Source organism: Agitococcus lubricus (assembly GCF_003051055.1).
GTDB lineage: Bacteria > Pseudomonadota > Gammaproteobacteria > Pseudomonadales > Moraxellaceae > Agitococcus > Agitococcus lubricus.
The window spans coordinates 57,107-82,018 of the sequence record NZ_QAON01000006.1; the positions used below are offsets into that span (position 1 = coordinate 57,107).

At 42.2% G+C, this 24,912-nt stretch carries 14 protein-coding genes; 1 reads left to right on the plus strand and 13 read right to left on the minus strand.

Going from position 1 to position 24,912, the window contains the following annotated elements; all coding sequences use genetic code 11:
• Positions 1 to 227: 227 nt before the first annotated feature.
• The 8 genes from C8N29_RS07735 to C8N29_RS07770 form a co-directional block, all read right to left on the minus strand.
• Positions 228 to 7,757: a calcium-binding protein gene (locus tag C8N29_RS07735; RefSeq protein WP_107865488.1), complete on the minus strand. Its 7,530-nt coding sequence runs from the start codon at positions 7,755 to 7,757 to the stop codon at positions 228 to 230.
• Positions 7,758 to 7,898: 141 nt separating this feature from the next.
• Complete coding sequence (locus tag C8N29_RS07740) at positions 7,899 to 9,926, minus strand: hypothetical protein (protein WP_107865489.1); 2,028 nt, start codon at positions 9,924 to 9,926, stop codon at positions 7,899 to 7,901.
• Positions 9,927 to 9,936: 10 nt separating this feature from the next.
• Positions 9,937 to 11,130 (minus strand): hypothetical protein, encoded by a 1,194-nt coding sequence (locus C8N29_RS07745; protein WP_146164436.1) that lies wholly within the window; start codon positions 11,128 to 11,130, stop codon positions 9,937 to 9,939.
• Positions 11,131 to 11,140: 10 nt separating this feature from the next.
• A complete protein-coding gene (locus C8N29_RS07750) occupies positions 11,141 to 11,791 on the minus strand; it encodes a DUF6160 family protein (protein ID WP_107865491.1) in 651 nt (216 codons plus the stop codon).
• A complete protein-coding gene (locus tag C8N29_RS07755) occupies positions 11,791 to 13,089 on the minus strand; it encodes a hypothetical protein (RefSeq protein WP_107865492.1) in 1,299 nt (432 codons plus the stop codon). The genes C8N29_RS07750 and C8N29_RS07755 overlap by 1 nt, the downstream gene beginning before the upstream one ends.
• A 243-nt stretch (positions 13,090 to 13,332) precedes the next feature.
• The gene (prpF, locus tag C8N29_RS07760) at positions 13,333 to 14,526 is read right to left on the minus strand and encodes a 2-methylaconitate cis-trans isomerase PrpF (protein ID WP_107865493.1); all 1,194 of its coding nucleotides are present in this window, start codon (positions 14,524 to 14,526) and stop codon (positions 13,333 to 13,335) included.
• A 101-nt stretch (positions 14,527 to 14,627) separates the two neighbouring features.
• A complete protein-coding gene (locus C8N29_RS07765) occupies positions 14,628 to 15,545 on the minus strand; it encodes a glutathione S-transferase family protein (RefSeq protein ID WP_107865494.1) in 918 nt (305 codons plus the stop codon).
• Positions 15,546 to 15,669: 124 nt separating this feature from the next.
• Entirely contained in the window at positions 15,670 to 17,496 is a 1,827-nt protein-coding gene (locus C8N29_RS07770; RefSeq protein WP_107865495.1) for an ABC transporter ATP-binding protein, read from the minus strand.
• A gap of 581 nt (positions 17,497 to 18,077) precedes the next feature.
• Here C8N29_RS07770 and C8N29_RS07775 point away from each other — a divergent pair.
• Positions 18,078 to 18,782, plus strand: coding sequence for an SRPBCC family protein (locus tag C8N29_RS07775; protein WP_107865496.1), 705 nt, complete (start codon positions 18,078 to 18,080; stop codon positions 18,780 to 18,782).
• A gap of 31 nt (positions 18,783 to 18,813) precedes the next feature.
• On the opposite strand, the gene C8N29_RS07780 is transcribed toward C8N29_RS07775, so the two are convergent.
• The 5 genes from C8N29_RS07780 to gcvT all read right to left on the minus strand — a co-directional run bounded on the left by C8N29_RS07780 (position 18,814) and on the right by gcvT (position 24,684).
• The gene (locus C8N29_RS07780) at positions 18,814 to 19,998 is read right to left on the minus strand and encodes a class I SAM-dependent rRNA methyltransferase (RefSeq protein WP_239986997.1); all 1,185 of its coding nucleotides are present in this window, start codon (positions 19,996 to 19,998) and stop codon (positions 18,814 to 18,816) included.
• A gap of 68 nt (positions 19,999 to 20,066) precedes the next feature.
• On the minus strand, positions 20,067 to 21,527 hold the full coding sequence (gene gcvPB, locus C8N29_RS07785; protein ID WP_239986999.1) for an aminomethyl-transferring glycine dehydrogenase subunit GcvPB: 1,461 nt from the start codon (positions 21,525 to 21,527) through the stop codon (positions 20,067 to 20,069).
• Positions 21,528 to 21,537: 10 nt separating this feature from the next.
• The gene (gene gcvPA / locus C8N29_RS07790) at positions 21,538 to 22,899 is read right to left on the minus strand and encodes an aminomethyl-transferring glycine dehydrogenase subunit GcvPA (protein ID WP_107865498.1); all 1,362 of its coding nucleotides are present in this window, start codon (positions 22,897 to 22,899) and stop codon (positions 21,538 to 21,540) included.
• 183 nt (positions 22,900 to 23,082) lie between these two features.
• The gene (gene gcvH, locus C8N29_RS07795) at positions 23,083 to 23,472 is read right to left on the minus strand and encodes a glycine cleavage system protein GcvH (RefSeq protein ID WP_107865499.1); all 390 of its coding nucleotides are present in this window, start codon (positions 23,470 to 23,472) and stop codon (positions 23,083 to 23,085) included.
• A 126-nt stretch (positions 23,473 to 23,598) separates the two neighbouring features.
• Positions 23,599 to 24,684, minus strand: a complete 1,086-nt coding sequence (gene gcvT / locus C8N29_RS07800; RefSeq protein WP_107865500.1) for a glycine cleavage system aminomethyltransferase GcvT — start codon at positions 24,682 to 24,684, stop codon at positions 23,599 to 23,601.
• Positions 24,685 to 24,912 lie beyond the last annotated feature (228 nt).

Genomic DNA, 24,912 nt, shown 5'->3' on the forward strand with positions numbered 1-24,912 from the left:
CACTTACGTATCAAGCGAATATGACGTTATATTTGACAAATTCTCGTTAATTCTCATTCAGATTTTTTGTTCAATCACAGCAGGTATATGCTGAGGACCTGAGTTGAACATATTATCTAAAACTAAAAATATGAAGGGGCGATTATACGGGAGATTACTATAAGCTCAAGATACGTGTGTAAAAAAGCCCTCTATCTCGTAGTAGAAGAGGGCTTAATTTTACGTTTTTAGCTTTGCCATGTGCTAAAGAAGGTTAATTCTAAGGCATCATAGTTTTCTGGGCGGAGGTCCGTTTCGCCAATTGCTTGAGCGGGAATACTGGCCATCGCTTGTACTAAGGCTTCGACATTATCCTGTTCTAAATAATAACCACTTTGTACACTGATACGTTCAACACGGTTAGCCGTAGACACATACCAATCAACAATCGTAATTTTATCTGTAGAGCCAATCAAACTAATCTCTAAATTATTGCCAACATGGGTAAACCATACTTGTGTTAAATCGACATCAATACCAAAGTTTAAGGTATCAGAACCAGCCGTATCTGTAACAGTATCTGCACCATCACCGCGTGCAAATAGATAGGTATTATTACCCGATGCCCCGATAATTGAATCATTACCTTTAGCACCTTCAAAAATGTCGTCTCCACCTGCACCATCTAGCGTATTATTGCCAGCATTGCCTGTGATTTGATTAGCTGTACTATTGCCTGTAGCATTATTGTTTGACGAGCCTAATAAGACAAGATTCTCAAAATTAGCTAAGAGTGTATAGCTGGCTTCGCTATACACAGTGTCTGTTCCTTCATTCGCGACTTCTGTCAGCGTTTCACCCACAACATCCACAAAATAAATATCATCACCTAAACCACCAATGAGTGTATCGACACCTGCCCCACCATCTAAGGTATCGTTACCAGCTAAAGCCGTTAAGGTATTAGCAGAGTTATTACCTAATAGGTAGTTGGCACTTACATCTCCCAATAGGTTCGCTGTACCGACAATATCGTCTAATATATAGTTTTCTATGGTGCCAGAGACAGTATAGGCACCAGCAGTTTTAACTACGATAGTATCACTACCTAAATTACCGCCCGTTGTTTCATCAACAGTATCGCCTGTTCCTACAATATAAATATCATCACCACCTAAACCGCGTAAAATGTTTGCGCCACTGTTCTGCGAACCATCTAATAAGTTAGCTAAACCATTACCCGTACCGTTAATGGCTGTAGTACCCAACAGAATAATATTTTCGACATTAGTGGCTAAAGTATAGGTTGTACCAGCGGTAGTAATATTCACATTTGCGGTATCGATGCCCTCGTCTAGCAATTCAGTAAGAGTGTCACCAACAACATCAACAATAAAGGTGTCATTACCCAAACCACCAACCATCGTATCTGAACCCGCTAGGCCATCTAAGGTATTATTCCCTGTATTACCCGTGACAGTATTGGCGACACTATTACCTGTACCGTTGATATCTGCACTACCTGTCAAGGTTAGATTTTCCACATCATCTGAAGCGGTATCAATAGAGAAGGTAATACTGGACTGTACGACATCTGTACCTCCCCCCCCTACAATAGAGTCAGAGAGATTATCTACTACTAAGGTATCGTTACCTGTACCACCGTTTAGAGTATCAGCCCCTATGCCACCATCTAAGGTATCGTTACCGCCGCCTCCATTATTTAAGACGTTATTAAAGCTATTGCCTAGTAAGTAATTAGCTGAACTATTACCTGTACCTGTAATAATAGTTGCATCTTCGATAAAAATCAGTTGTTCTACGGTCGTATTCGTGATGGTATAATTATTAGTGTACGTATAGACAATATCTGTACCCGCACCACCAACGACGCTATCACCTGCGCCTACAAAATAGAAATCATTACCACCATTACCTGTTAAGGTATTCGCACCTGTACTAAAATTACCATATAAATAGTTAGTAGATGTATTGCCTGTTAAACTACCTGTATGCGTACCAGAAACAGCAACCACTTCTAGCTCAACGCCTGAAGTAATGGTAAAGTTACCCGCTAAGACCCAAACAGTATCAAATCCATTACCCGCTGTCTCGGTGACGGTATCATTTAGGCCAATATAATAAACATCATCACCTGCTCCTCCATTGAGGTTTTGCTGTATGGTTGGGTTAGTGACATTGCCTACATAATCACCCAAAAGCGTATTACTTTGATTATTCCCATTAATGGTGATAACTTGATTACCGTCAGCAAGAATGCGTTCAATATATTGACTGTCTAATAAAGTATAAGTTGCTGTCGTATTGGCTGACACTACTAACAAATCATCATTACCGCGGCCTAGCTCCTCTATGACATTGTCCCCCTCACTGATATTAATATAGTAGGTATCATTACCATTACCGCCACTCAGCTGGTTTGCAGCAGCATTCCCAGTTGCTACCATGAGGTTATCTTCATCATTACCAATACCATTGCCCGAACCAGTCACATACAACTGCTCTACATAGTCGCCCAAAGTGTAGGTTGCCGTACCACTATAATTTACTCTATCAGTTCCTTCGTCAGATAATTCAGTGACCAAATCGCTAGGATTATCTATACTATAGATATCATTGCCAGCACCACCAATCAGGCTGTCATTACCCGCACCACCATCTAAACTATCATTACCTGTACCGCCATAAATAGTATCGTTATCATTGCCGCCATTTACTGTATCATTACCTGTTCCCGCATCGATAAAGTCATTACCAGCGCCACCTATTAGACTATCTTGCCCTGCATAACCGTATAATAAATCGTTACCATTGCCACCCGATAATGTATCATTAGCAGGGCGTAGTTCTGAACTATTCGCACGAATAATATTATCCGCGTCATTACCTGTAATATTGAGTGTTGGGCTCTGTGCTAAACGAATTTCAGAGACCTGCACCAAGGTATCACCACCGCCACCACGAATCGATTCAAACACAATACGATAATAGCGATAGGCTGTTTCATTAGCAAAATAGATATCGGGATAGGCTGTATTACGTGCATCCGGCGGAGCAAGGGCTCCACTGCTGATGAGTACCATACCTGCTGATGTACTGGTATTAGAACCGTAAATACTGTAACTGGTAGGATCTCTATACATTGCATCATTGGCTGTCGTTAAGCCTAGACCTGTAATCAGACGAGCAGTTCCCATATCAACTAACACACCTGTAGAAGCCCCTGAGTTATTAACATATTTTGTTCCTGTATTATCATCAAAGGCCTTAGTAACGTCTTCACCTGCCGGTGAAGTTCCTCCATAAATAGCGACTGCTGTTCCACTAGTTGTTAAATCCGTTGCAATTACTGTATCTTTAGTTGATAAGGTAAAGTTTTCAATACGACTACTCCCACCAAATGCACTGGTTAAATCAATGGTTACTGTATTAGTGTCAGCGACTAGTAGGTTAACGGTATCTATTCCCCCAGTAGTTCCATTAGCTTCGGATGCAGCAACAATATCTGCTACTTGGTCAATATAATAAATATCATTCCCCGCACCACCAATTAGTGTGTCAGTACCCGAAACATCATATAAAACATCATTTCCATTACCACCAGATAATGAATCATTTCCTACACCACCATCAATTGTGTCACTACCGTCATTACCATTGATGACATTAGCGCCACTTGCACCAATTAAAATATTATTAGCGCCATTACCATTAATGTTTTTGGAATCATCCCCATAGCCCAGACCTGTATAAAAGATGACATTCTCTAGATTACCACCACCAACAAAAATCGTCCCTGGATGGGTAAAATCATTTGTACCCGTATTTAGGTCTATGGTAACCGTTTCTTTACCTGTATTAGCTGTTAAAATAGGCCCTGTATAAGAACCACCACCATCGATTTCCTCGTCATCAACATCATTCCATATGATAATCAGAGTGTCAGAGCCAGTCGTACCCGTTTCTGTAATAGTATCGACAATACGCGGTATCTGACCCACTAAGAAATCATCATCAGAAAGAATGCCATCATTATTTACATCATATTCATCAAAAGTATTAACAACATAAGTATCACTCCCTTCACCACCAATTAAGGTATCACCTGTTATTAAATCAAGTCCAGATGTACCCTGCACCGTATTACTACTGTCTAAGTAATCATCGCCAGCACCACCATCTAAGGTGTTGCCTGTACTATCATTACTAACGATAGTGTTATTACGAACATTACCTGTGACTGTAGTCGCTCCACTGCCAGTAGCAAGTATGACATTTTCAAAGTTTGCATAGGTTGTTGTCAGGTTTACAGTACCTGCGGCTGTCCCACGATAATCTATCGTATCTGTTCCTTCATTTGTAGACTCATTCAAGATATCGAGTGTTAGACTGTCTATAATAAAGGTATCATCACCCATGCCACCATTTAAAGTATCATTACCCGCTAAAGCATCTAAGCGGTCATTGCCCGCATCACCATTTAATACATCGTTATCATTACCACCCGTTAAGGTGTCATTACCATCTCCTCCAATTAACGTATCATTCCCCGCATCACCGTTAATAGAGTTATCCTCAGAGTTACCTGTAATCGCGTTAGCAACCGTGTTACCTGCACCATTTACGGCACCAGTCTCCAAAACTAAATTTTCAAAATTAGTGAGAAGCGTATAATTAAAGGAGGCACGTACAGTGTCTGTACCTGCGCCTGCACCTTCGTTAATTGTATCCGTGCTATCTATATAATAAGTATCGTTACCCGCACCCCCTGCTAAACTATCTGTACCTGCACCCCCACTCAAGGTGTCGTTACCTGTACCCGATGTTAGCGTATCATTACCTTGTCCGCCTTCTAGGTAATTATTACCATTACCACCAACCAAACTGTTGTTACCTGTATTACCAATTAGCTGATTATCTTCTGCGCCACCTGTGGCATTAATATTTGCTGTTCCTGTTAATTCAACTCGTTCAAATGCACCACCCAGTCCTGATACATCTACTGTGGCATTAATCTGAATGGTGTCAAAGCCACCCGAATCAGAAATAGTATCTGTGCCTGCAGTAATGATAAATAAATCATCACCTAATCCGCCTACGAGGGTATCGTTACCTGAGCCACCATCTAAGGTATCGTTACCATCCCCCCCGACTAAAGAGTCAGCTCCTAAATCATCTACTAAATAATCGTTACCGTCTAAACCTGTTAAGGTGTTATTACCACCACCACCTGTTATCACATTGTCTGAGGTATTACCCGTTGCATTAATGCCATTCGTAGCAACAGTAATCAGGATATTTTCGACATTAGTAGAGGCTGTATATGTAACTGAGGTTTGTATCGTATCAAAACCTTCATCTGTATATTCTATAACCACATCAGCCGTATTATCTACAACAAAAATATCATTACCAGAACCACCATACATGGTATCTGCACCACCTAACCCATTAATAGTATTAGACTCTGTATTGCCATAAATGATATTTGCGTTCGCATCGCCATTGGCATTAGTTGCACTGTCAATCAGTCTTAATTCTTCGACATTAGCGGCAATTGTTGTGGTTCCAATAATGCTGGAGTACATGATGTCTGTACCTTGTCCTGCTGCTTCTGTAACGACATCTGTTGTACTATCAATATAATAAATATCATCACCGAGTCCGCCAACAAGCGTATCTACACCGCCATTACCAATCATGGTGTCATTACCATCGCCACCTGATAGTGAGTTATTCCCTGTTGTACCACTCAGTAAATTATTTAAGGTATTGCCTGTTGCATTAATATTACCCGTTCCTTGTAGATAGATATTTTCGACATTGGCACCATTAGTGGTTAAATTAAATGTTTGGCTGGCATAAATAGTATCTATACCCTCACCCACTAATTCGGTCACCGTATCTAGATTATCTACATAATAGGTATCATCACCCGCACCACCATAAGCAGTGTCCGCATCTGCAATAGTATTTTGTATTATGATAGTGTTATTTGCACTATTACCACGAATCACATTTTTTAAGGTATTCCCTGTGCCATCAACATTATTTGAGCCAACTAATGTTAAGTTTTCCAAATTATTGCCTAGCGTATAGCTAATCAGGCTATTTACTTGGTCATTTCCTTCAGCAGTAAACTCAACAATCACATCACCGGTACTGTCTATATAATAAATATCGTTACCAATACCACCGACGAGGCTATCGTTACCGGCTTTACCGTCTAAAATATCACTCCCTCCTAAACCTATTAAGGTATTGCCATCCGCATTACCTGTGATGGTATTATTTATATCATTACCTGTACCATCTATACCTGTACCATCTAATTCTAAATCTGTCTCTAGTAATACTAATTTTTCAAAATTAGCATTTAATGTATAATCAAAGTCAACATAAACAACATCAATACCTGCCCCCACTGCTTCACTAATTGCAACGTCAGAAGCATCTATATAATAATAATCATTACCGTTGCCTCCCACTAAGGTATCAATACCTGTACCGCCCATTAAGGTATCGTTACCATCACCGCCCACGAGTGAATTATTTCCTTCATTACCTTTTAAAACATTATTTCCTGTATTACCTGTTGCATTTAAGTTACTTGTGCCTAGTAGTTTAATATTCTCAACATTAATTGAGGCTGCAATCGAATAACTCACTTCAGAAAATAGCCAGTCATTACCGTTACCTGTAGTTTCATCAACAACATCACCTGCATCATCAATATAATATGTGTCGTTTCCTAATCCCCCAACCATACTATCAATGCCGAGTCCACCGACAAAAGTATCATTACCGTCACCTCCGACTAAGGTATCATTGCCTTGTTCACCATATAAAAAGTCATTGCCTATTCCCCCTGTGGCACTATCGTTTCCTTCACCAGAACGAATAATATCATTACCATTTTCACCATTTAGAGTATCATTACCTTCTCCTCCCCAAACAGTATCATTTCCATCGCCTGCATTTATAATATTTGCTAAATTATTGCCATTAATGACATTATTTGCAGTATTACCATTACCATTAGCAACCCCAAATGTTAAATAAAGATTTTCTGTATTCGCTGCTAAGGTATAACCTGAAAAGCTCGCATGAACTGTGTCTGTTCCTTCGGCAGCAAGCTCTACAATAACGGCATCATTACTATCAATATAGTAAATATCACCTCCTGTACCACCAACAAGCGTATCTACACCATCTCCCCCATCTAGGACATCATTTCCGCTACCACCAACTAGACTATCATTACCAACTCCACCAAACAGCTGGTCATGATTTGCTCCACCATCTAGAGCATCATTACCGTCCTCACCATATAAAGCATCGTTTCCGCTACCACCAAATAAACTATCATTGCCTAGAGCTCCATAAATTCGGTCAGAACCTAACAAACCACTCAAGACATTGTTGGAGCTATTTCCGTAAAGAAAATCGTTATAATTTGAGCCTGTCAAATTAGTAATTGCAATTAAAGTATCTGTACCAAAACCATAGGTATTTTGAGCAGTCGTGATGGCTAGGCTGACATTAACCCCCGCCGTAGTGCCCGACACATATGAGCTATAAGAGGCTGTATCTGTACCACCACCGCCATTTAAGGTATCGTTACCTATTCCGCCATCTAGGGTATCATTACCCAAGCCACCGTTAAGACTATCATTTCCATCAAGACCATTAATGGTGTCATCTGTTGCTGTACCATTTAAGGTTTCACTTGCATTAGTACCGTTAATAACTGCCATTTTGATGACTCCTGTTGAGATAGCGTATTTAAATCAGTGTAGTCGCTATTCTGATGATTCAATCGATATGGAATAGATTTTTAGCGACGCATCGAGTTATTTTTATTTAACGCTACTCTAAGAGTAGCGCCAGCCAAATAATTACTGGGGCTTTAATGTCAGTTTAGTATAAAGTTGACCACTAGGGATAACTAATTGACCAAAACGGTAGGTTTGAGGCGATGCTCCACCTGTAATAACCTGAACATCGTTAGCGGTATAAATACCAGCATCAGGTGATATATCTAAGGTATACTCGAAGGTGATGGAATCATTTAGTGCATCACTGACAGTATCAATTTTACCATTCACAATATCAATACGCCCTGTAATGTCACCATATTGAAAACGAGGACTATTGCCACCTGTAGAACTAGGTTCACTCAACGTAATCGAGTTACTATTTACGGTATCACCATCTAAAGGCGTATCACCAAATCGCAAAGAGCCACTAAAGCCTAAATAGTTACCTGACGTTGGAGGTGAAAAGGTTAAATGTGTACCAGAGCCACTTTCTATATCAATTGCCAAACCAAAGCCGTGTCCTGTTGTTGGCATACTAGTAATCGAGCCGCCATCCGGCAACTGCCCGACGGCAAACTGGCCACTCGCGGAAAGTTTTAAACTTTCAGCACTGATACGAATACCATTCACACCGTCATTCACCGTATCAGCCACATACAATTGGCCTTGCCTAATCTCAGCAGCTAGATTGACATTACGCCAACCTAAATAAGTCCCAACAGCAGGGTCAGCTACTAAAATATGGGTACCCTCAGTGCCTGACGCATTACGGCCTTTGGTCGTCAATTGCATGTCAAAGCCGATACCGCGTTGTTGTGCCGCAGCAAGACTAGGATGACCGCCACCCATCATTACTAAATTTGCATCTAAATCATGGAGAGTACTAATAAATGCCCAATTTTGAGCATGTGCGACGTTAGTATCCACATCAAAAAAGCTAATCACTTTTGCATAGGCTTGGAAGTTTAAATCACGTACTGCGACAAATAATGCATTATCCACCGTTGTCCATGGACTAAATGCTAAGCTCGAAACAGGACTAGTGAGTGCAGGGACTGTCACACCCGAGCCTAAGAGATTAAGATACATATCGCCCAAGCTAATATATGGACTAGAAGGAGATATTGCAGCACCGTTAGAAAAATCTACCCATTGAGAAAAACGGATACCATCAGCACCTGTACCATTACCCGCCTCTGAAAGCTCAAGTGCAAAGTTACCGCTGGACAAAATACCGCTAGTACTGATTTTAATCCCCGAACCACTCCCCATGAGGCTATTATCTGGACGCATTCTAAAATCAAAGTTATTAATTGTTCCTGAAATCCCCACACGCAACATACCTTTTGAACCTACATTGGTAAAACCTGTTGGTATACCTTCATTATGAGAAATATCAAATTGGAAGCCATTATTCAAACCTGAGCGAATGAGAGAAAGCGTCCCTTGTGCACGAATCCCCTCAGTTGCATCAATAGCAAATTTACCATCAAAACGGCTATTAATAATAAGATTATCTAAAATCGCTAAGCTGCGGCGCCCATTAAAGGTTTGTGCCAAATACAACTCCGCATCATTAATATTGACACGTATGCGCGCATTACTCGATGTACTATCAAAAAAACCATTGGTATTAAAAAAACTAATGGTACTATTTTGATTCGTGAGTAATGCAAGCTCCCCCATTGTCTTAGGATTACTCGCACCATTAACGCCACAATTGGCAGCATTGGCCGCAGTGACACATAGTTGACCGAAAGATAGCGTAATAGGGGGAACAACCACATTGATTGAAACAGCTGGTGTACCCGATGCAGTCGCCGTACTCGAACCAATATCAACGCCAATGGTTGCTAAGGTAAAATCAGACACTGATTTGGGGGTAATACTCAAGCTACGAAGTTGTAACTCTCTTCCATCTTCTTGCCAATAAGCACGCTCTGCGGTGACTTGACTGGCAACAGACATCAATTGAATACCATCTTGACCCGCAACCTCACCTAAAGACTCGTCATTCAGAGCATCCAATGCATATACTGGTATCGCAGTAGTAGATAAAACACTCGCTAATATATGACAAACGCGTTTATTGTATTTTTTAGCCATGATGTTTGTCCTAACAAAATTTTAGCGTACCAAAACAGTTATCAACTGTCCCTACACCTAAATCAAGGTTTTCGAGGTTTACCCCTTCATTCAAGGCAGCAATAACATCACCTATCGCATTAATTGGCGGCGCATTTGCAGGCAAATTCAAAATTCTTAATCCTGGTAAATTAAACCACCAACCTGTATTAGCAGGTGTAGAAAAGGCAGTACCTGCAAAATTTGGATAAGAAACTCGCTCACGCTGAGATGACATACCAAAACTATCAGGCACACTGCCATCAATACTAATTTGATGAATCATTTTTAGACTTTCTTTTACATCAGCGAATGCTTGGTCAATCCCTAATAAAGCCAATGCAAAAGAGCGGTTATACACATTTAAGGGAATATTTGGAATTAAGACGTTACTCATCCTCGTGCCGACTGCACTGGCAAAAAACTTATTGCCAGGCCCACAGTTTGCTATTGCATCAGCATTGCCTGCAGTCACGTGGCCAAAACAAGCATCAGCAGTACCCACTCCACCTAACACACTAATTGGTGTGTAACCAGACATTTCAAAACCTAAGTTACCACTAATAAAGTTAATGCCTGAGTGACAAGAGGCACGACCTGCTGCATTGTTTGCCGCAGTACTGGTATTACAAATACCACCATTGCCATTGTATAAGCCATCATTGGCAAAATCTTCTTCTATATTCATTTCACCGTTGTTATATAAACGGCCAATACCCATCATACCATCAGCAAACTGCGAACCAATCTTATAACCTACAATTTCACGTAAGCTGGCGGTATTATCATTTTTAATCGCAAACTCAAAGTAAGGTCGTGTCAAAATAAAACTACTGGTCGCTGCAGCGCCTTGAGCAGAGCCACTTCTACCCATAAAACTAAAAAAGTCAATATCAATATCACACCCCACTACGAGATTATCATTAACACCATTACATCCTAACTGAAACTTATTAACGTTAGCGTTGAGTCCTAACTCAACATCTAAACCAACACGATAGAAAGTAAAGTCATCAAATGTTGAGCCACCTGCAGGCCCTGTAATTTTATCCGCCACAAATAAGGCTTGACCAACAACGGCATCTAATTCGTTATTTTCGAGTTCTGTCCATGCATATGCCTGTTGCTGACAAAGACTTAGTGCAAGAACTGTGATTATGTTTTTATATTTATTTATTGCTTGCATAACTAAAACCTTAGAATCCATAGACTAAAACACGACCATCAATATCTATCTTGGCTGTTAAATTTTGACCACTGACATAAGCACCATTACTATCTGCGACTCTAAAGCCGTTATAACCAGGATTGGTACTGGCGCTATATCCCGCGGCAGAGACTTCCATTGACAACACACCATTCGCTAAAATTTCATAGTCCACTTCTGTTGTCGTCGCATTACCTGCAAAACTGAGTTTTAATGCAGGCAGACCATTTGGAGTACATCCCGCTAAAATACATGCCCCCGTACTATCCTTAAAACGATTGGCATCCGCATAAACACTAGAGGTAGAGGGCAATGTGGTTGCATCTAAGCGCAGATTATTCAGTTTTAGCACCATATAAAAGTTTTTATATACTAACCATTCGTTAGTTCTATTATTAGCTTGCCAAGCCATGCGACAGGCATTATTGCCATTTAATCCAGTACAGCTATTGTACGGAGCAGCTGCCAACGGTGAACCATCCGCATTTGCATTAAGGCGCATCTCTAAGTCAAGTGCCACACCAGCTTGCCCCGTTGTTCCACGTAACTCTTGGTCGTCTAAGGGAACTTTGTCTGCCCAAACACCACTTGAAATAGATGAAAGACATAAACAGAGCAGACTTTTTTTATACTTATTCATCAGTTTGCTCCCAACATCTTGACGTATAAATGGTGAACCAATAAACCATCAACTTGACTATCTCCCAAGTTGACTACTTGGCGAGGAGTCAAGGTATAAGATAAAGTAGGTGTTGTTGCCACATCCATATTGCTCGTATCAGGACGCGAGGCAAAAGGGACAAAATTAGAAACGCCCACATAATATAGACCATCAGTTTGGTCTATGGAGCGATTTGCGACTGTACCTGTATCATTAGCGTTACCTGACTGCCCCCATACAATAAAACCATGCGTCTCGTTATAACGTGCAGGACGATTTGTACGTTGATAACCACAGTTAGCACCTGTACAACCTACCGTAGGTGCACTATAAAAATCATTGTAGACAGAAGGATTATTGGGAATTTGAGTAATTTCTGTAGTCACGTTACCTAAAGGAGCATTATATTTTTGTATTGGGCTAGTTGGACTGGTTGCCTTAAAGGTCATCGACTGATAGTGCAATTGCCCTAAAGGAACATGCGCTTGCACTCCTTTTAAGAACATACCTTCATTATCACTAAAATTAGGTACGACTCCCATACCATCTGTATTATTTTTTTGATTAAAGCTGAGGCGAAAATCACCTGTAAGATGACTATCATATACTAAGGCATAGGTTGGGTCGGCAGGGTCTGATGACGTTGTAAAGCGCATGGCCGCACCTTTATTACCATACTTGGTGGTAGTCGCCTTTCCCATAATAATCATTTGGGATTGTAAATAACAACGGTCATCTGTCACACCACCGTTACCATCACAATCATTAACGCCGCTCGCTGGGCGACCAACCTCGGCCTCACCCCAAATTGCAAAGCGCCATGTAGGTTGATTGGTTGGGCCTAAAAACTCTAACACTGTACGATTACGACTAACACCATCAAACTCAATTTGATTATAGTCAAATACACGGAGTAAGAAGGGGTTGTCATGGGCAGCCATACTAAACGTACCCGTGCCTAGTGGACAACGAACATCGCCCGCAGAACAAGCTGAACCATCAAAATTAGTCCCAGATGTCCCACCAGGTGTCCATGACATACCATAATAACGGACATCGGCGCGTTGCAAATCGGTGGTACCTACAGGCGTTCCGCCCACCAGTTCGATATAGCTCGTTGGTGCTGTTACAAAACGAATATCGTCAAAAACAAATGCAATGCCTTCACCTGTTGCTTCACTGAGCGCATTTTCAGATAAGGCTTCTAATTCCGCATGTGAGACACTCGCCATGGCACACAATAAAGGTAACATAGCAAATTTAGGCTTAGTGGTCATAAACGCGCCCTATTTTTGTTGTAGTGCTTGCTTAGGGTATTACTATGGATTGAGCAAGCATCGTTTTATCATCTCCTGATTATGCCGCGTTTTCGCAATTTTGCCAAAGGGATAAACCTGTCAGACAGTCGTATTTTTGTAATAGGCGATAAATGGCTGCTTTTTCATGGCACATGGTATAAAAAACAATCATTTTAGAGGGTAGACCACGATGGAAATGCTCCATCCGTGGTCTTTAGGTCATTACATCGTATCGGCTGGTACTCGCACTACCCCTTCCATAATAATGCGTGCACTGCGGCTCATGATGGCTTTAGTGACTGTCCATTCACCATTCACTTGTTTAGCTTCTGCACCGACGCGTAATGTGCCTGATGGATGGCCAAAACGTACTGCTTGACGCTCACCGCCCCCTGCCGCCAAGTTAACTAATGTGCCTGAAACGGCTGCGGCTGTGCCAATGGCAACAGCGGCTGTGCCCATCATGGCATGATGTAATTTACCCATTGATAAGGCACGAACCAACAAATCGACATCACTGGCTTTTACTTGCTTACCACTGGATGAAATATAATCTTTGGGTTGTGCAACAAAAGCAATTTTTGGTGTGTGTTGACGGGTTAATGCTTCATCTGGGTGTTTAATTAAACCCATACGTAAAGCACCCGCAACACGAATCGCTTCAAATTTAGCCAATGCTTTGGCATCACTGTTAATGGCTTCTTGTAATTCTGTACCTGTATAACCAATGTCTTCCGCATTGACAAAGACGGTTGGAATACCTGCGGTAATCATGGTCGCTTTTAACGTGCCCATATTGGGGACATCTAAATCGTCAATTAAATTTCCCGTTGGGAACATTGAGCCACCCGCATCGCCCTCACCTTCGTCCGCTGGATCTAAAAACTCTAAAACGATTTCGGCAGCAGGAAAAGTCACACCATCTAATTCAAAATCACCTAGCTCTTGAACTTGGCCGTTCGTGACAGGTACATGGGCAATAATCGTTTTGTTAATGTTGGCTTGCCAAATTCTGACCACACAAATACCATTTTGAGGAATACGTGCAGCATCAACTAAACCCGCATGAATAGCAAATGCTCCCGCAGCAGTCGATAAATTGCCACAGTTTCCACTCCAATCGACAAAAGCTTTGTCGATGGAAACTTGGCCATATAAATAATCAACGTCGTGTTCTGGCTGGCTACTTTTTGACAAAATCACACATTTACTGGTGCTTGATGTTGCACCACCCATACCATCAATGTGTTTGGCATAAGGGTCTGGGCTACCAATGACGCGCATAAATAAACGGTCACGGGCAGCGCCCGCTTTTTGGCAGGATTCAGGTAAGTCTTGGAGACGAAAAAACACTCCCTTACTAGTGCCACCACGCATATAGGTTGCAGGAATTTTAATTTGTTGACTCTGTGTCATGACGATTCCATGATTGATGAAGTAAACGAGACCGTATGTCTCAAAGTATAAAACACGTTGTACGCACTGTATGTATTTGCATACAACTTGCCCTGTCTATCTTAAGATATCGCTTTAAGCGTATAACCTTGACGTGGAAAATGAACGTGTAAGGTGCCTAGCTCTGTATCTTGACGCGCCACAATATAACGCTCTGTGTTTGCACCCACTAAAACACCCATAGTCGGTTCGCAACCATAATCGGCAGGGGTAATGGTGACGGTATGTCCAATTAATAAATCTTGGCGATATGTTTCTGGAATCGTACGGGGTTCAGCTTTGGCGGCTAGCAAGGCATGTGCTTCATTCACATCACGACTGAGGCCATGTCCAAAATTTTTCATACGTGCCATCCATGCTAATAATTTAGGATGGCCTTGCAAAAATGGCGCTTCGGCTAAATCGTGAATAAACCACAAACTATGATAGGTGGAGAAATCGGCATGGGTTGGTTGTGCACCAAACAAGAACTCTTGACTTAAACGCTGCTCTAAATCCGCAATATGCTGCTTAATCACGGCTTTAGCTTTTAAGGGACTCACCGCTTTTACACGTGCTTTACGACCAACATTAATACGGTCAACTAAAAAACGACCGATATCTAATAAAGACATGGCTTTTAACACTTTTATATTGAGTGTCATGGTACCTGATACAAACAAACTGGCAAAAAATAAATCTAAATCCACTTTGCTAATATAGGCTTGTTGCTCAGCGTCTAAATTTTCGACCGCTAATAGAGGCTTTTGGCTTAATTGCGCAATTTCGGCGGCAATAATTTTGCTATCACAAAAAATATCTGCGCCCATTTGTGCCACAGGAATTTTACGATAACCACCTGCTAAACGCGCTAATAACGGACGCGGTGGCATTTCACGGGTCACACATGACAACCAATTTACTTGGGCATAACCGAGCATGACACGGATTTTTTCGGAAAATGGGGACATCGAATAGTGATGCAAAATAAAATCAGCCATATTCACTCCAAAACAAATGACAATAAAGATGGCTGATTATAAGCATTTAGCGTATTAAAATAGTGATTTGATGGCTAGATTTTTCATCTTAAGGTGATTTCACCTTGATAATTTTTGCTCTGCATCATTCCTCTCCCAAAAAACCACCACTTTGTCTTGCCCATAAACGGGCATACAAACCATTAGCGGCTAGTAGTTCGGTATGTGTCCCTTGCTCAATAATTTTGCCTTCATCGACTACGACTAACCTATCCATTGCCGCAATCGTTGATAAGCGATGCGCAATCGCAATGACTGTCTTCCCTGCCATTAATTGATATAAACAGGTTTGAATCGCAGCTTCGACTTCAGAGTCTAAGGCACTGGTTGCTTCATCTAATAATAGAATAGGAGCATCTTTTAACATGACACGAGCAATCGCAATGCGTTGACGTTGTCCACCTGATAATTTTACGCCACGTTCCCCAACATGCGCTTCAAACCCCGTACGCCCTTCTGCATCTTTTAAGGACAAAATAAAGTCTAAAGCCTGTGCTTTAGTCACCGCTTCTATCATGTCTGCTTCTTGAGCTTCTGGTCGACCATACAATAAATTATCTCGCACTGAACGATGTAATAAGGAGGTATCCTGTGTCACCATACCAATATGACTGCGCAAAGAATCCTGTGTGATTTGGGTAATATCTTGTCCATCAATCAGAATTTGACCGCGATTGACCTCGTAAAATCGTAATAATAAATTGACTAAGGTACTTTTTCCTGCACCTGAACGACCCACGACACCAATTTTTTCGCCCGCTTTTATGGTGAGATTAAAGTTATGAAATACGCGTTTGTGAGGATTATAGGCAAACTCTATCTCCTTAAAACAAATTTCACCTTGTTGAATCGTTAAGGGTTTAGCATTCGGAGCATCACTGATACTGTGTGGTTTTGACAATGTACTCATCCCATCACGAATAGTGCCAATATGCTCAAATAACATCGCTAACTCCCACATAATCCAATGGGAAATACCATTCAAACGTAAAGCCATTGCTGTAGAAGCCGCCACCGCACCGACTGACGTATCACCTTTAGACCATAACCATAAGGCGAGGCCTGCGGTACCTGCGACTAAAATCATATTCACTAGCTGGTTGACGGTTTCAAACAAAGAGACCAAACGCATTTGCTGATGTACCGTGACCATAAACTCTTGCATTGCATGTTTGACATAAGCCGATTCACGCTGACTATAGGAGAATAGTTTAACGGTACTGATGTTGGCATAGGCATCGGTAATACGACCTGTCATCAACGCACGTGCATCGGCTTGACGCTCGGCAGTACGGCCTAACTTGGGAATAAAGTAGGTCAATGCCAAACCAAAAAGGAGTATCCAGACGGCAAATGGCAGTAACAGCCACATATCAAAACTTTGTAAGACAACACCACACGTAATAAAATACACCAACATAAACATGACCATATTGGCAATTACCATAATGGCATCACGAACGGCCAATGCTGTTTGCATCACTTTTGCCGAAACACGGCCTGCAAACTCATCTTGATAAAAACCTAAACTATGGTCGAGCATTAAACGATGGAAATTCCAGCGCAAACGCATTGGAAAATTGCCTTGTAAGGTCTGAAATTTGACGAGGGCTTGAAGTAAGACCAACAAAGGACTAGCTAAGACCATCACAGCCATTATCGTTAAATAATGACCTTTTTCTTGCCATAACTCGGTTGGACTGAAATGATTTAACCAGTCAACCACACTTCCCATCATACTAAATAGAAAGGCTTCAAATGCACCAATCAGCCCCGTCACTAACATGAGAGTGATAATCCATGGTCTAAAACCTTCGGTACAAGAATAAATAAATGCCCATAACCCTAATTTGGGGGTTGTTGGTGCATCTTCAGGATAGGGATTAATGCGGCGTTCAAACCAAGAAAACATGCTGGCTCACAATGTATTATCGTTGAAAATAGATTAAGGTCTGTTGATAGGTTGATTGAATCTAGGCACGATGATAAGCGGAAGCACAAAACACTTTTTCTCATATCACAAGCATCTTAGCGATGAAGAATCTTGGTATAACGTATGCTTTTGGCTTCAGTCTCTAACTTGCTTAAATTCGTGCTGACCGATGGCTCATCGCTAACACGTCAACAATCCCTCGTACCATTTGGCTGGTTGGTGCTCAACAGAAATTGAGCTCAAGGGGCTATGACTGTATTAAAGCGTCTTTGGCTCAACATCACAATAAAAAAATCGTTGAACAAGATACCCTCTCTGTTATGCCTTAAACTGTATTGTTGTGACATAACAATAGATAACGAGACACTTACTAATGATATTTATATCTGTTTGTGTTATACAAGCTCGCGCCTAATAGGCAAAAGGTACATTATTCAAGCAAAATAGACGTTAAATAGGAAATAAACCGCTACGTTATGCTTTATTTTAGTCATTTTGACTGCAATGATGTGTTTCATATCACCATGTTATAACCACAACCGCACCACTGAGGTTTAATCATGTTAAAAAAATGGGGAATAATTAGCGTCATGCTGTTGTCTAGCCTATCGGCTGGCACTTATGCTGCTAATGATGACTTAAGCGAACTCCGTGATACCAATCCTGATGAATGGCAACTTGTCAAAAATGATGCCCGACGTGATATCAAAACCTATTCCAAACGGGAAGACGGTAAACGTATACGCTCGTTTAAGGTGGATATGATTGTTGACGCACCGCTAGAAGCTGTGGCACGTTTGCATTTTGATTATGAAAACTATCCACGCTGGTACTTTAAGGCCAGACAATCCCGTTTACTCAAAAAAGTCTCACCAACCGAGCTCTATTATTATCAAGTCTTTAGTGCGCCCTATGGTCTGCCTGACCGTGATGTGATTTTACATAATGTGATTGAGCCTTATACCCCACAAAAAGGCTTTTTACGTTTTAATATTACCGCTGTGCCTAATTTCATGCCTGAGCAACCCACCTTAGTTCGCATTTTGGCAATGAATATGACGGTAACATTTACCCCATTAGGCGGTGGTAAAACACGTTTAGAATCTGAAGGGTATTTAGACCCTGGTGGATTAGCCCCTGCATGGGCAACGAACTATGTACAACGCAACGCACCCTATGCAGTGATGTTGGGGGTACAACGTATGGTACAAAGTGATGACTATTTGAATAGTAAATTGCCGATGCCATTTAAGTATAAAGAGTAATCACAGGGCATCTTTCGATGCCCTTTTTTATTTAAGCCCCCAACACCCTTGCCATCACACATTTTAAGTAGGATGTTTCTGGAATGGCTGGATGAACAGGATGGTCTGCCCCCTGCCCACCAATAAACACTACTTGTGTAGTTTTATCTAAATGACGACTTGCGCCACGAATCACATCGACCAACTCTTCGGTTTTTAAGTGCATTGAACAAGAGCCAGAGACCAACACCCCATCTTTAACCAACAAACGCATCGCCAATTCATTAATGCGACGATAAGCTTGTAAACCATTAGCATGGTCTTTACGTTTTTGCATAAATGCAGGTGGGTCTAAGACAATCACGTCAAACTGTTCGCCTTGCTGTTTTAGCTGAGTCAATACCGTAAACGCATCACCTTGTAAGGTTTTTACATTTTCTAAGCCATTAGCTTGGGCATTCTTTTGCACAATCTCTAAGGCAAATTCCGAGGCATCCACACAAGTGACTTCGGCCGCACCAAACGCGGCGGCTTGTACGCCCCAACTGCCTGCATAAGAAAACACATCTAAGACGCGTTTGCCCTTAACAACACGTTGTAATTGAGCGCGTGATTCACGATGGTCATAAAACCAACCCGTTTTTTGTCCTTCATACACAGGCGCAAAAAATTTAACGCCATTTTCAACCAAAGGCACTAAACCGGGTACTTCGCCATAAGCCACTTCGATATAACTCGCCAAGCCTTCTAAAGCACGCGCTTTGCTATCATTTTTAAACAAAATGCCTTGTGGATTAAGCACTTTTACTAAGGCCTGAACAATCTCATCTTTCACCAATTCCATGCCTGCGGTGGTGGTTTGTACCACACAATAATCACCAAATCTGTCTACCACTAAACCGCATAAACCATCACTATCGCCATACACTAAACGATAATACGGTTCAGGATAAAAACGTTCGCGTAAACTTAAGGCTTGATTGATACGATGCACCAATAACGATTTATCTAAAGGATGTTTGACATCACGACTAATTAAACGCGCACAAATTAAAGATTGTGGGCTAACAGTGGCAATCCCTAATTTTTTACCTGCAAAGTCCTCAATCACGACTTGTTCACCAGCGTTGAGTGTTTTGAGGGGTGTTTTTGCGGTATCAATTTCGTTGGAGTAAATCCATAAATGACCTTCGCGTAAACGGCGGTCTTCGTATTTTTTAAGGGAGAGAGTTTTCATTAGAATATCCGAAAATAACATTGGCAAAGAAAAAAGGCGCAACATTGCGCCTTTTTCTATTGAGAGCTTTACTCTGCTTTAGGCTGCCAGACTAAATCTAACTCACGCGCGGCACGTACGTCATCTAAACGGCGAACAGGCATGGTATGCGGTGCGCCTTTGACCAATTCTGGTTCGGTTTTGGCCTCTTCCAAAATTTTAACTAAAGCCGTCGCAAAGTTGTCTAATTCATCTTTGGCTTCGGTTTCGGTTGGCTCAATCAAAAAGCACTCCGGTACTAACAATGGGAAGTATGTTGTTGGTGCATGGAAACCATAGTCCAACAAACGCTTAGCAATATCCATTGCCGATACACCCAAGGTCTTCGCTTCTTTGGCAAAGGTAATAATAAACTCATGCGAAGCACGACGCTCTGGATAGGCTAATTGCAAGCCAGCTTGTGCTAATTTGTGCATTAAGTAGTTGGCATTGAGTGTTGAGTATTCACCCACACGATGCAAACCTTCACGACCCAACACAGCCGCATAAAAATAAGCACGCAACAATACGCCAGCATTACCCATAAACGCAGATAAATGACCAATACTTTGTGGCAAGTCATTTTTGTCTAACCAACGATAACGGCCATCTGCTTCTTTACCAACAATCGGTGTTGGTAAAAATGGTAATAAACGCTCACCCACACCCACAGGGCCTGCACCCGGCCCACCACCACCGTGTGGTGTGGCAAAGGTTTTGTGTAGGTTCATGTGTAATACGTCAAAACCCATGTCACCGGGTCTAACTTTACCTAAAATCGCGTTTAAGTTTGCACCATCGTAATATAACAAACCGCCTGCTTCGTGAACGATTTGGGCAATTTGGTCGATTTGTTGTTCAAACACACCACAGGTTGATGGGTTAGTCATCATCAAACCCGCAGTTTGTGGGCCAACCGCTAATTTTAAGGCTTCAACATCCACGTCACCATTGGCAAGCACAGGAATTTCACGCACCTTATAACCACACATCACGGCGGTTGCTGGGTTTGTACCATGTGCAGCCGCAGGAATTAACATTTCGCTACGCTCATGGTCGTTACGTGCTTGGTGATAGGCACGAATCATCGCCACACCTGCAAACTCACCTTGTGCACCTGCGGCTGGTGTTAAGGACACACCTTTCATGCCTGTCACTTCTTTCAAGACTTCTTGCAAGTCATACATACAAGCCAAAAAGCCTTGAGAGTGCGTAACGGGTGCTAAAGGATGACGACCTAAAAAGCCAGACATCATTGCACCTTTATGCGCACCACGTGGGTTGTATTTCATCGTACAAGAGCCAAGCGGATAAAACTGAGTATCAATACTAAAGTTTTTGCGCGATAAATTGGTGTAGTGACGGACAACTTGCAGCTCAGATACTTCTGGCAACACAGCCGATTTTTTACGACGGAATTGTGCAGGAATATCAGTGGCTTCCTGACGAACTAAAGGTGCTTGAGAAGTCGCACGACGGCCTTCTTGGGAACGTTCAAAAATTAAGGTCATGGTCATTTTCCTAAGCAGCTAAAGCTTGTGTTAATGCTTGAGCAAAACGCGCTAAATCAGCGGCATTTTTGGTTTCGGTGGTACAAACCAATAAGGCATTGCCTAATTCTGGATAATAAGGACTTAAATCCAAACCACCCAACACGCCTAATTCCGCCATTTTGGCTAAAACAGGGGCAACTGGTTTATCTAACTGTAATACCACTTCATGGAAAACCACGTTATCAAACACACGCTTTACCCCTGCAATTTGACTAACTTGCTGGGTTAACGTTTGAATATTATGGTGAGAAGCTAAGGCAACACGCTCTAAACCTTCTGCACCCATTAAACTTAAATAAATGGTCGCCGCAGTCATGGCTAAGCCTTGATTAGTACAAATATTGGACGTGGCTTTGGCACGACGAATATGTTGTTCACGCGCTTGTAAAGTTAAGGCAAAACCTGTTTTACCTTCTAAATCCACGGTACGGCCAATAATACGCCCCGGCATTTGGCGAACGTGTTCTTGTTTACACGACAAGAAACCGACATAAGGGCCGCCAGAAGATAAAGGAATACCAAAAGGCTGACCTTCACCGACAACAATATCCGCGCCTTTATTACCCCATTCGTTGGGTGGTGTTAAGATAGCTAATGCCATTGGGTTAACCACAGCAATCACCAAAATATTATTGGCCTCTGCCCAACGTGTTAAGGTGTCAACGTCTTCTAATGCGCCAAAGAAGTTAGGATAAGGAATCACTAAGGCAGCATAATCTTGACCACTAAAGGCTTCTAAACTGGCAGGATTGATTGTGCCGTTATCTTGTTGATAATCTAATTCAACTAATTCAATGCCTTGCATTTCAACAATGGCTTTGACCGCACTACGATATAAGGGCGATACAGTCTTTGGCATCAGAATACGTCTAGATTTGGATTTTTTATGGGCGCGAATCGCCATTAACACTGCTTCAGATAAACCAGATGCACCGTCATACACCGAGGCGTTACACACATCCATACCCGTAATGTGTGCCATCATACTTTGGAATTCATAAATAACTTGTAACGTGCCTTGTGAGGCTTCTGCTTGATACGGTGTATAAGCAGTCATAAATTCGCCACGAGCCACTAAATCCCATACAGCCGCAGGAATATGATGCTCATAAGCACCTGCGCCAATAAAACACAAAGCACCTGCATCTTGTTGGCTACGCTCTTGCATAATACGCAAAGCGTCCATTTCGCTTAAACCATCAGGAATAGCGGTTAAGGGTTGGCAACGTAAATGGGCAGGAATCTCATCAAACAAAGCACTAACGCTGTCAACACCCATCGTGTCGAGCATCGCACGTACATCAGAGTCGGTATGCGGAATAAATGGCATGGGATTTTGCTCAGATTAAGCGGTAAACGTGGGAAAACAACATGTTCCCCTCCCTAATTTTAGGGACAGGGTTAGGATGAGGCTGTCATCTCCTCACCCAATAATCGTAGCCTGTATGGAGCATCGCGTCATACAGGACACCAAATATGCAGTGACTCCCGTGTTATCACACGGGCTACACAATCAATGCTCAGCAGCAACTTGCTCGTCGTACTCGTCGCTTGATAACAAGTCATCTAACTCTTCAACTGAAGATACACGGATTTTGTACATCCAGCCTTCGCCGTAGGGGTCAGAGTTAATCAACTCTGGTGTGTCTTCTAACGCGGTGTTAATAGCAACCACTTCACCAGAAACAGGGGCGTAAATATCCGAAGCCGCTTTTACAGACTCAACCACACCTGCTTCGTCACCTGCGGCAACGGTATCGCCAACTTCTGGCAACTCAACAAACACCAAATCACCTAATGCTTCTTGAGCGTGGTCAGTAATACCCACAACCACGATATCACCTTCTAAACGTGCCCATTCGTGGCTAGAAGCATATTTTAATTCGCTTGGCGTATTGCTCATCTTTCATCTCTCTCTATCTATAAAACCAAAAATACTCCTCCCCTTATTAAGGGAGGTCAGGGAGGGGTTTGTTGCCCCAACCCCCTCCTAGCCTCCCCCTAAACTAGGGGGGGAATAAATACAAATTTACACTAACACTTTACCCAAACGCACAAAGGGAGGCTTAACGATTTTAGCGGCTAGGCGTTTACCCCGAATCTCTACCCACACGTGGTCAAAGTGACCTGCTGGAATACGCGCTAAGGCAATCGACTTATCCATAGTCGGCGAAAAAGTACCCGATGTTGTCTCGCCTTCACCCACACCATCGATAATCACTTTCTGATGTGCGCGCAATACGCCTTTATCTAGCAATACCAAGCCGACGAGCTGTTGCGGTACACCCGCTTCTTTTTGGGCAACTAAAGCAGGTTTGCCAATAAAGTCATGTCCCCATGTCACTGTCCATGCCATATTAGAGACTAACGGCGTTGTCTCTTCGGTCATGTCGTTACCGTAGAGATTCATACCTGCTTCTAAACGTAAGGTATCGCGTGCCGCCAAACCACAAGGCACTACGTGCGCAGCCAATAATTGTTGCCAAAGCGCGGCCGCTTGCGTGTTGGGCAGTAAAATTTCTAACCCTTCTTCGCCTGTATATCCCGTACGCGCAATAAACCAGTCATTATATTCTCGCCCTTGAAAGACTTTTAAGGCTTGAATAATCGCGCCAGCTTCTGCACCTAAAACATCACTCACCACACGGTAGGCTGTTGGCCCTTGTACTGCCAACATAGCTAAATCCGTACGTTCAATGAGGTTAACGGCAAAATGTTGCGCTTGTTGTTGCATCCATGCTAAATCTTTGTCATGGGTGCCACAATTGACAATAATACGCCAGACATTGGGTCGATGTACCGTGGGAGCATAAACAATCAGGTCATCAATAATGCCCCCTTGTTCATTGAGCATCGCCGAATAAAGGGCTTTACCCGCAACAGCCAAACGGGTGACATCATTGGCTAAAATACGTTGCAAATAGGGAATGGCATCTGTGCCCGTAAGCTCCAAAAAAGTCATATGTGAGACATCAAACATGCCCACCGCTTGCCGTACTGCATGATGCTCGGCTAAAACCGAGCTGTATTGGACGGGCATATCCCACCCACCAAAATCGACTATACGGGCGTTTAAGGCTAAATGCTGCTCGTATAATGCTGTTTTGTGTCCCATAAGACTTCCCCAAAATGAATGCGCGATATTTTACACATTCTAGCGTATTCTCTCTACCTTTAATGACTAACAGGCCTAAGACAATAAAATGATTTGACCATTAGCCACAGACAGCCTATTTTTAGGACGGTGGTACTGATAAGGGGTGTTTTTGTGCGATGTAACAAAGCATGACTATTGTTACAGCAACGCTCTAGGTTATTTGCAGTCTCAAGTTTGTCTAAACAA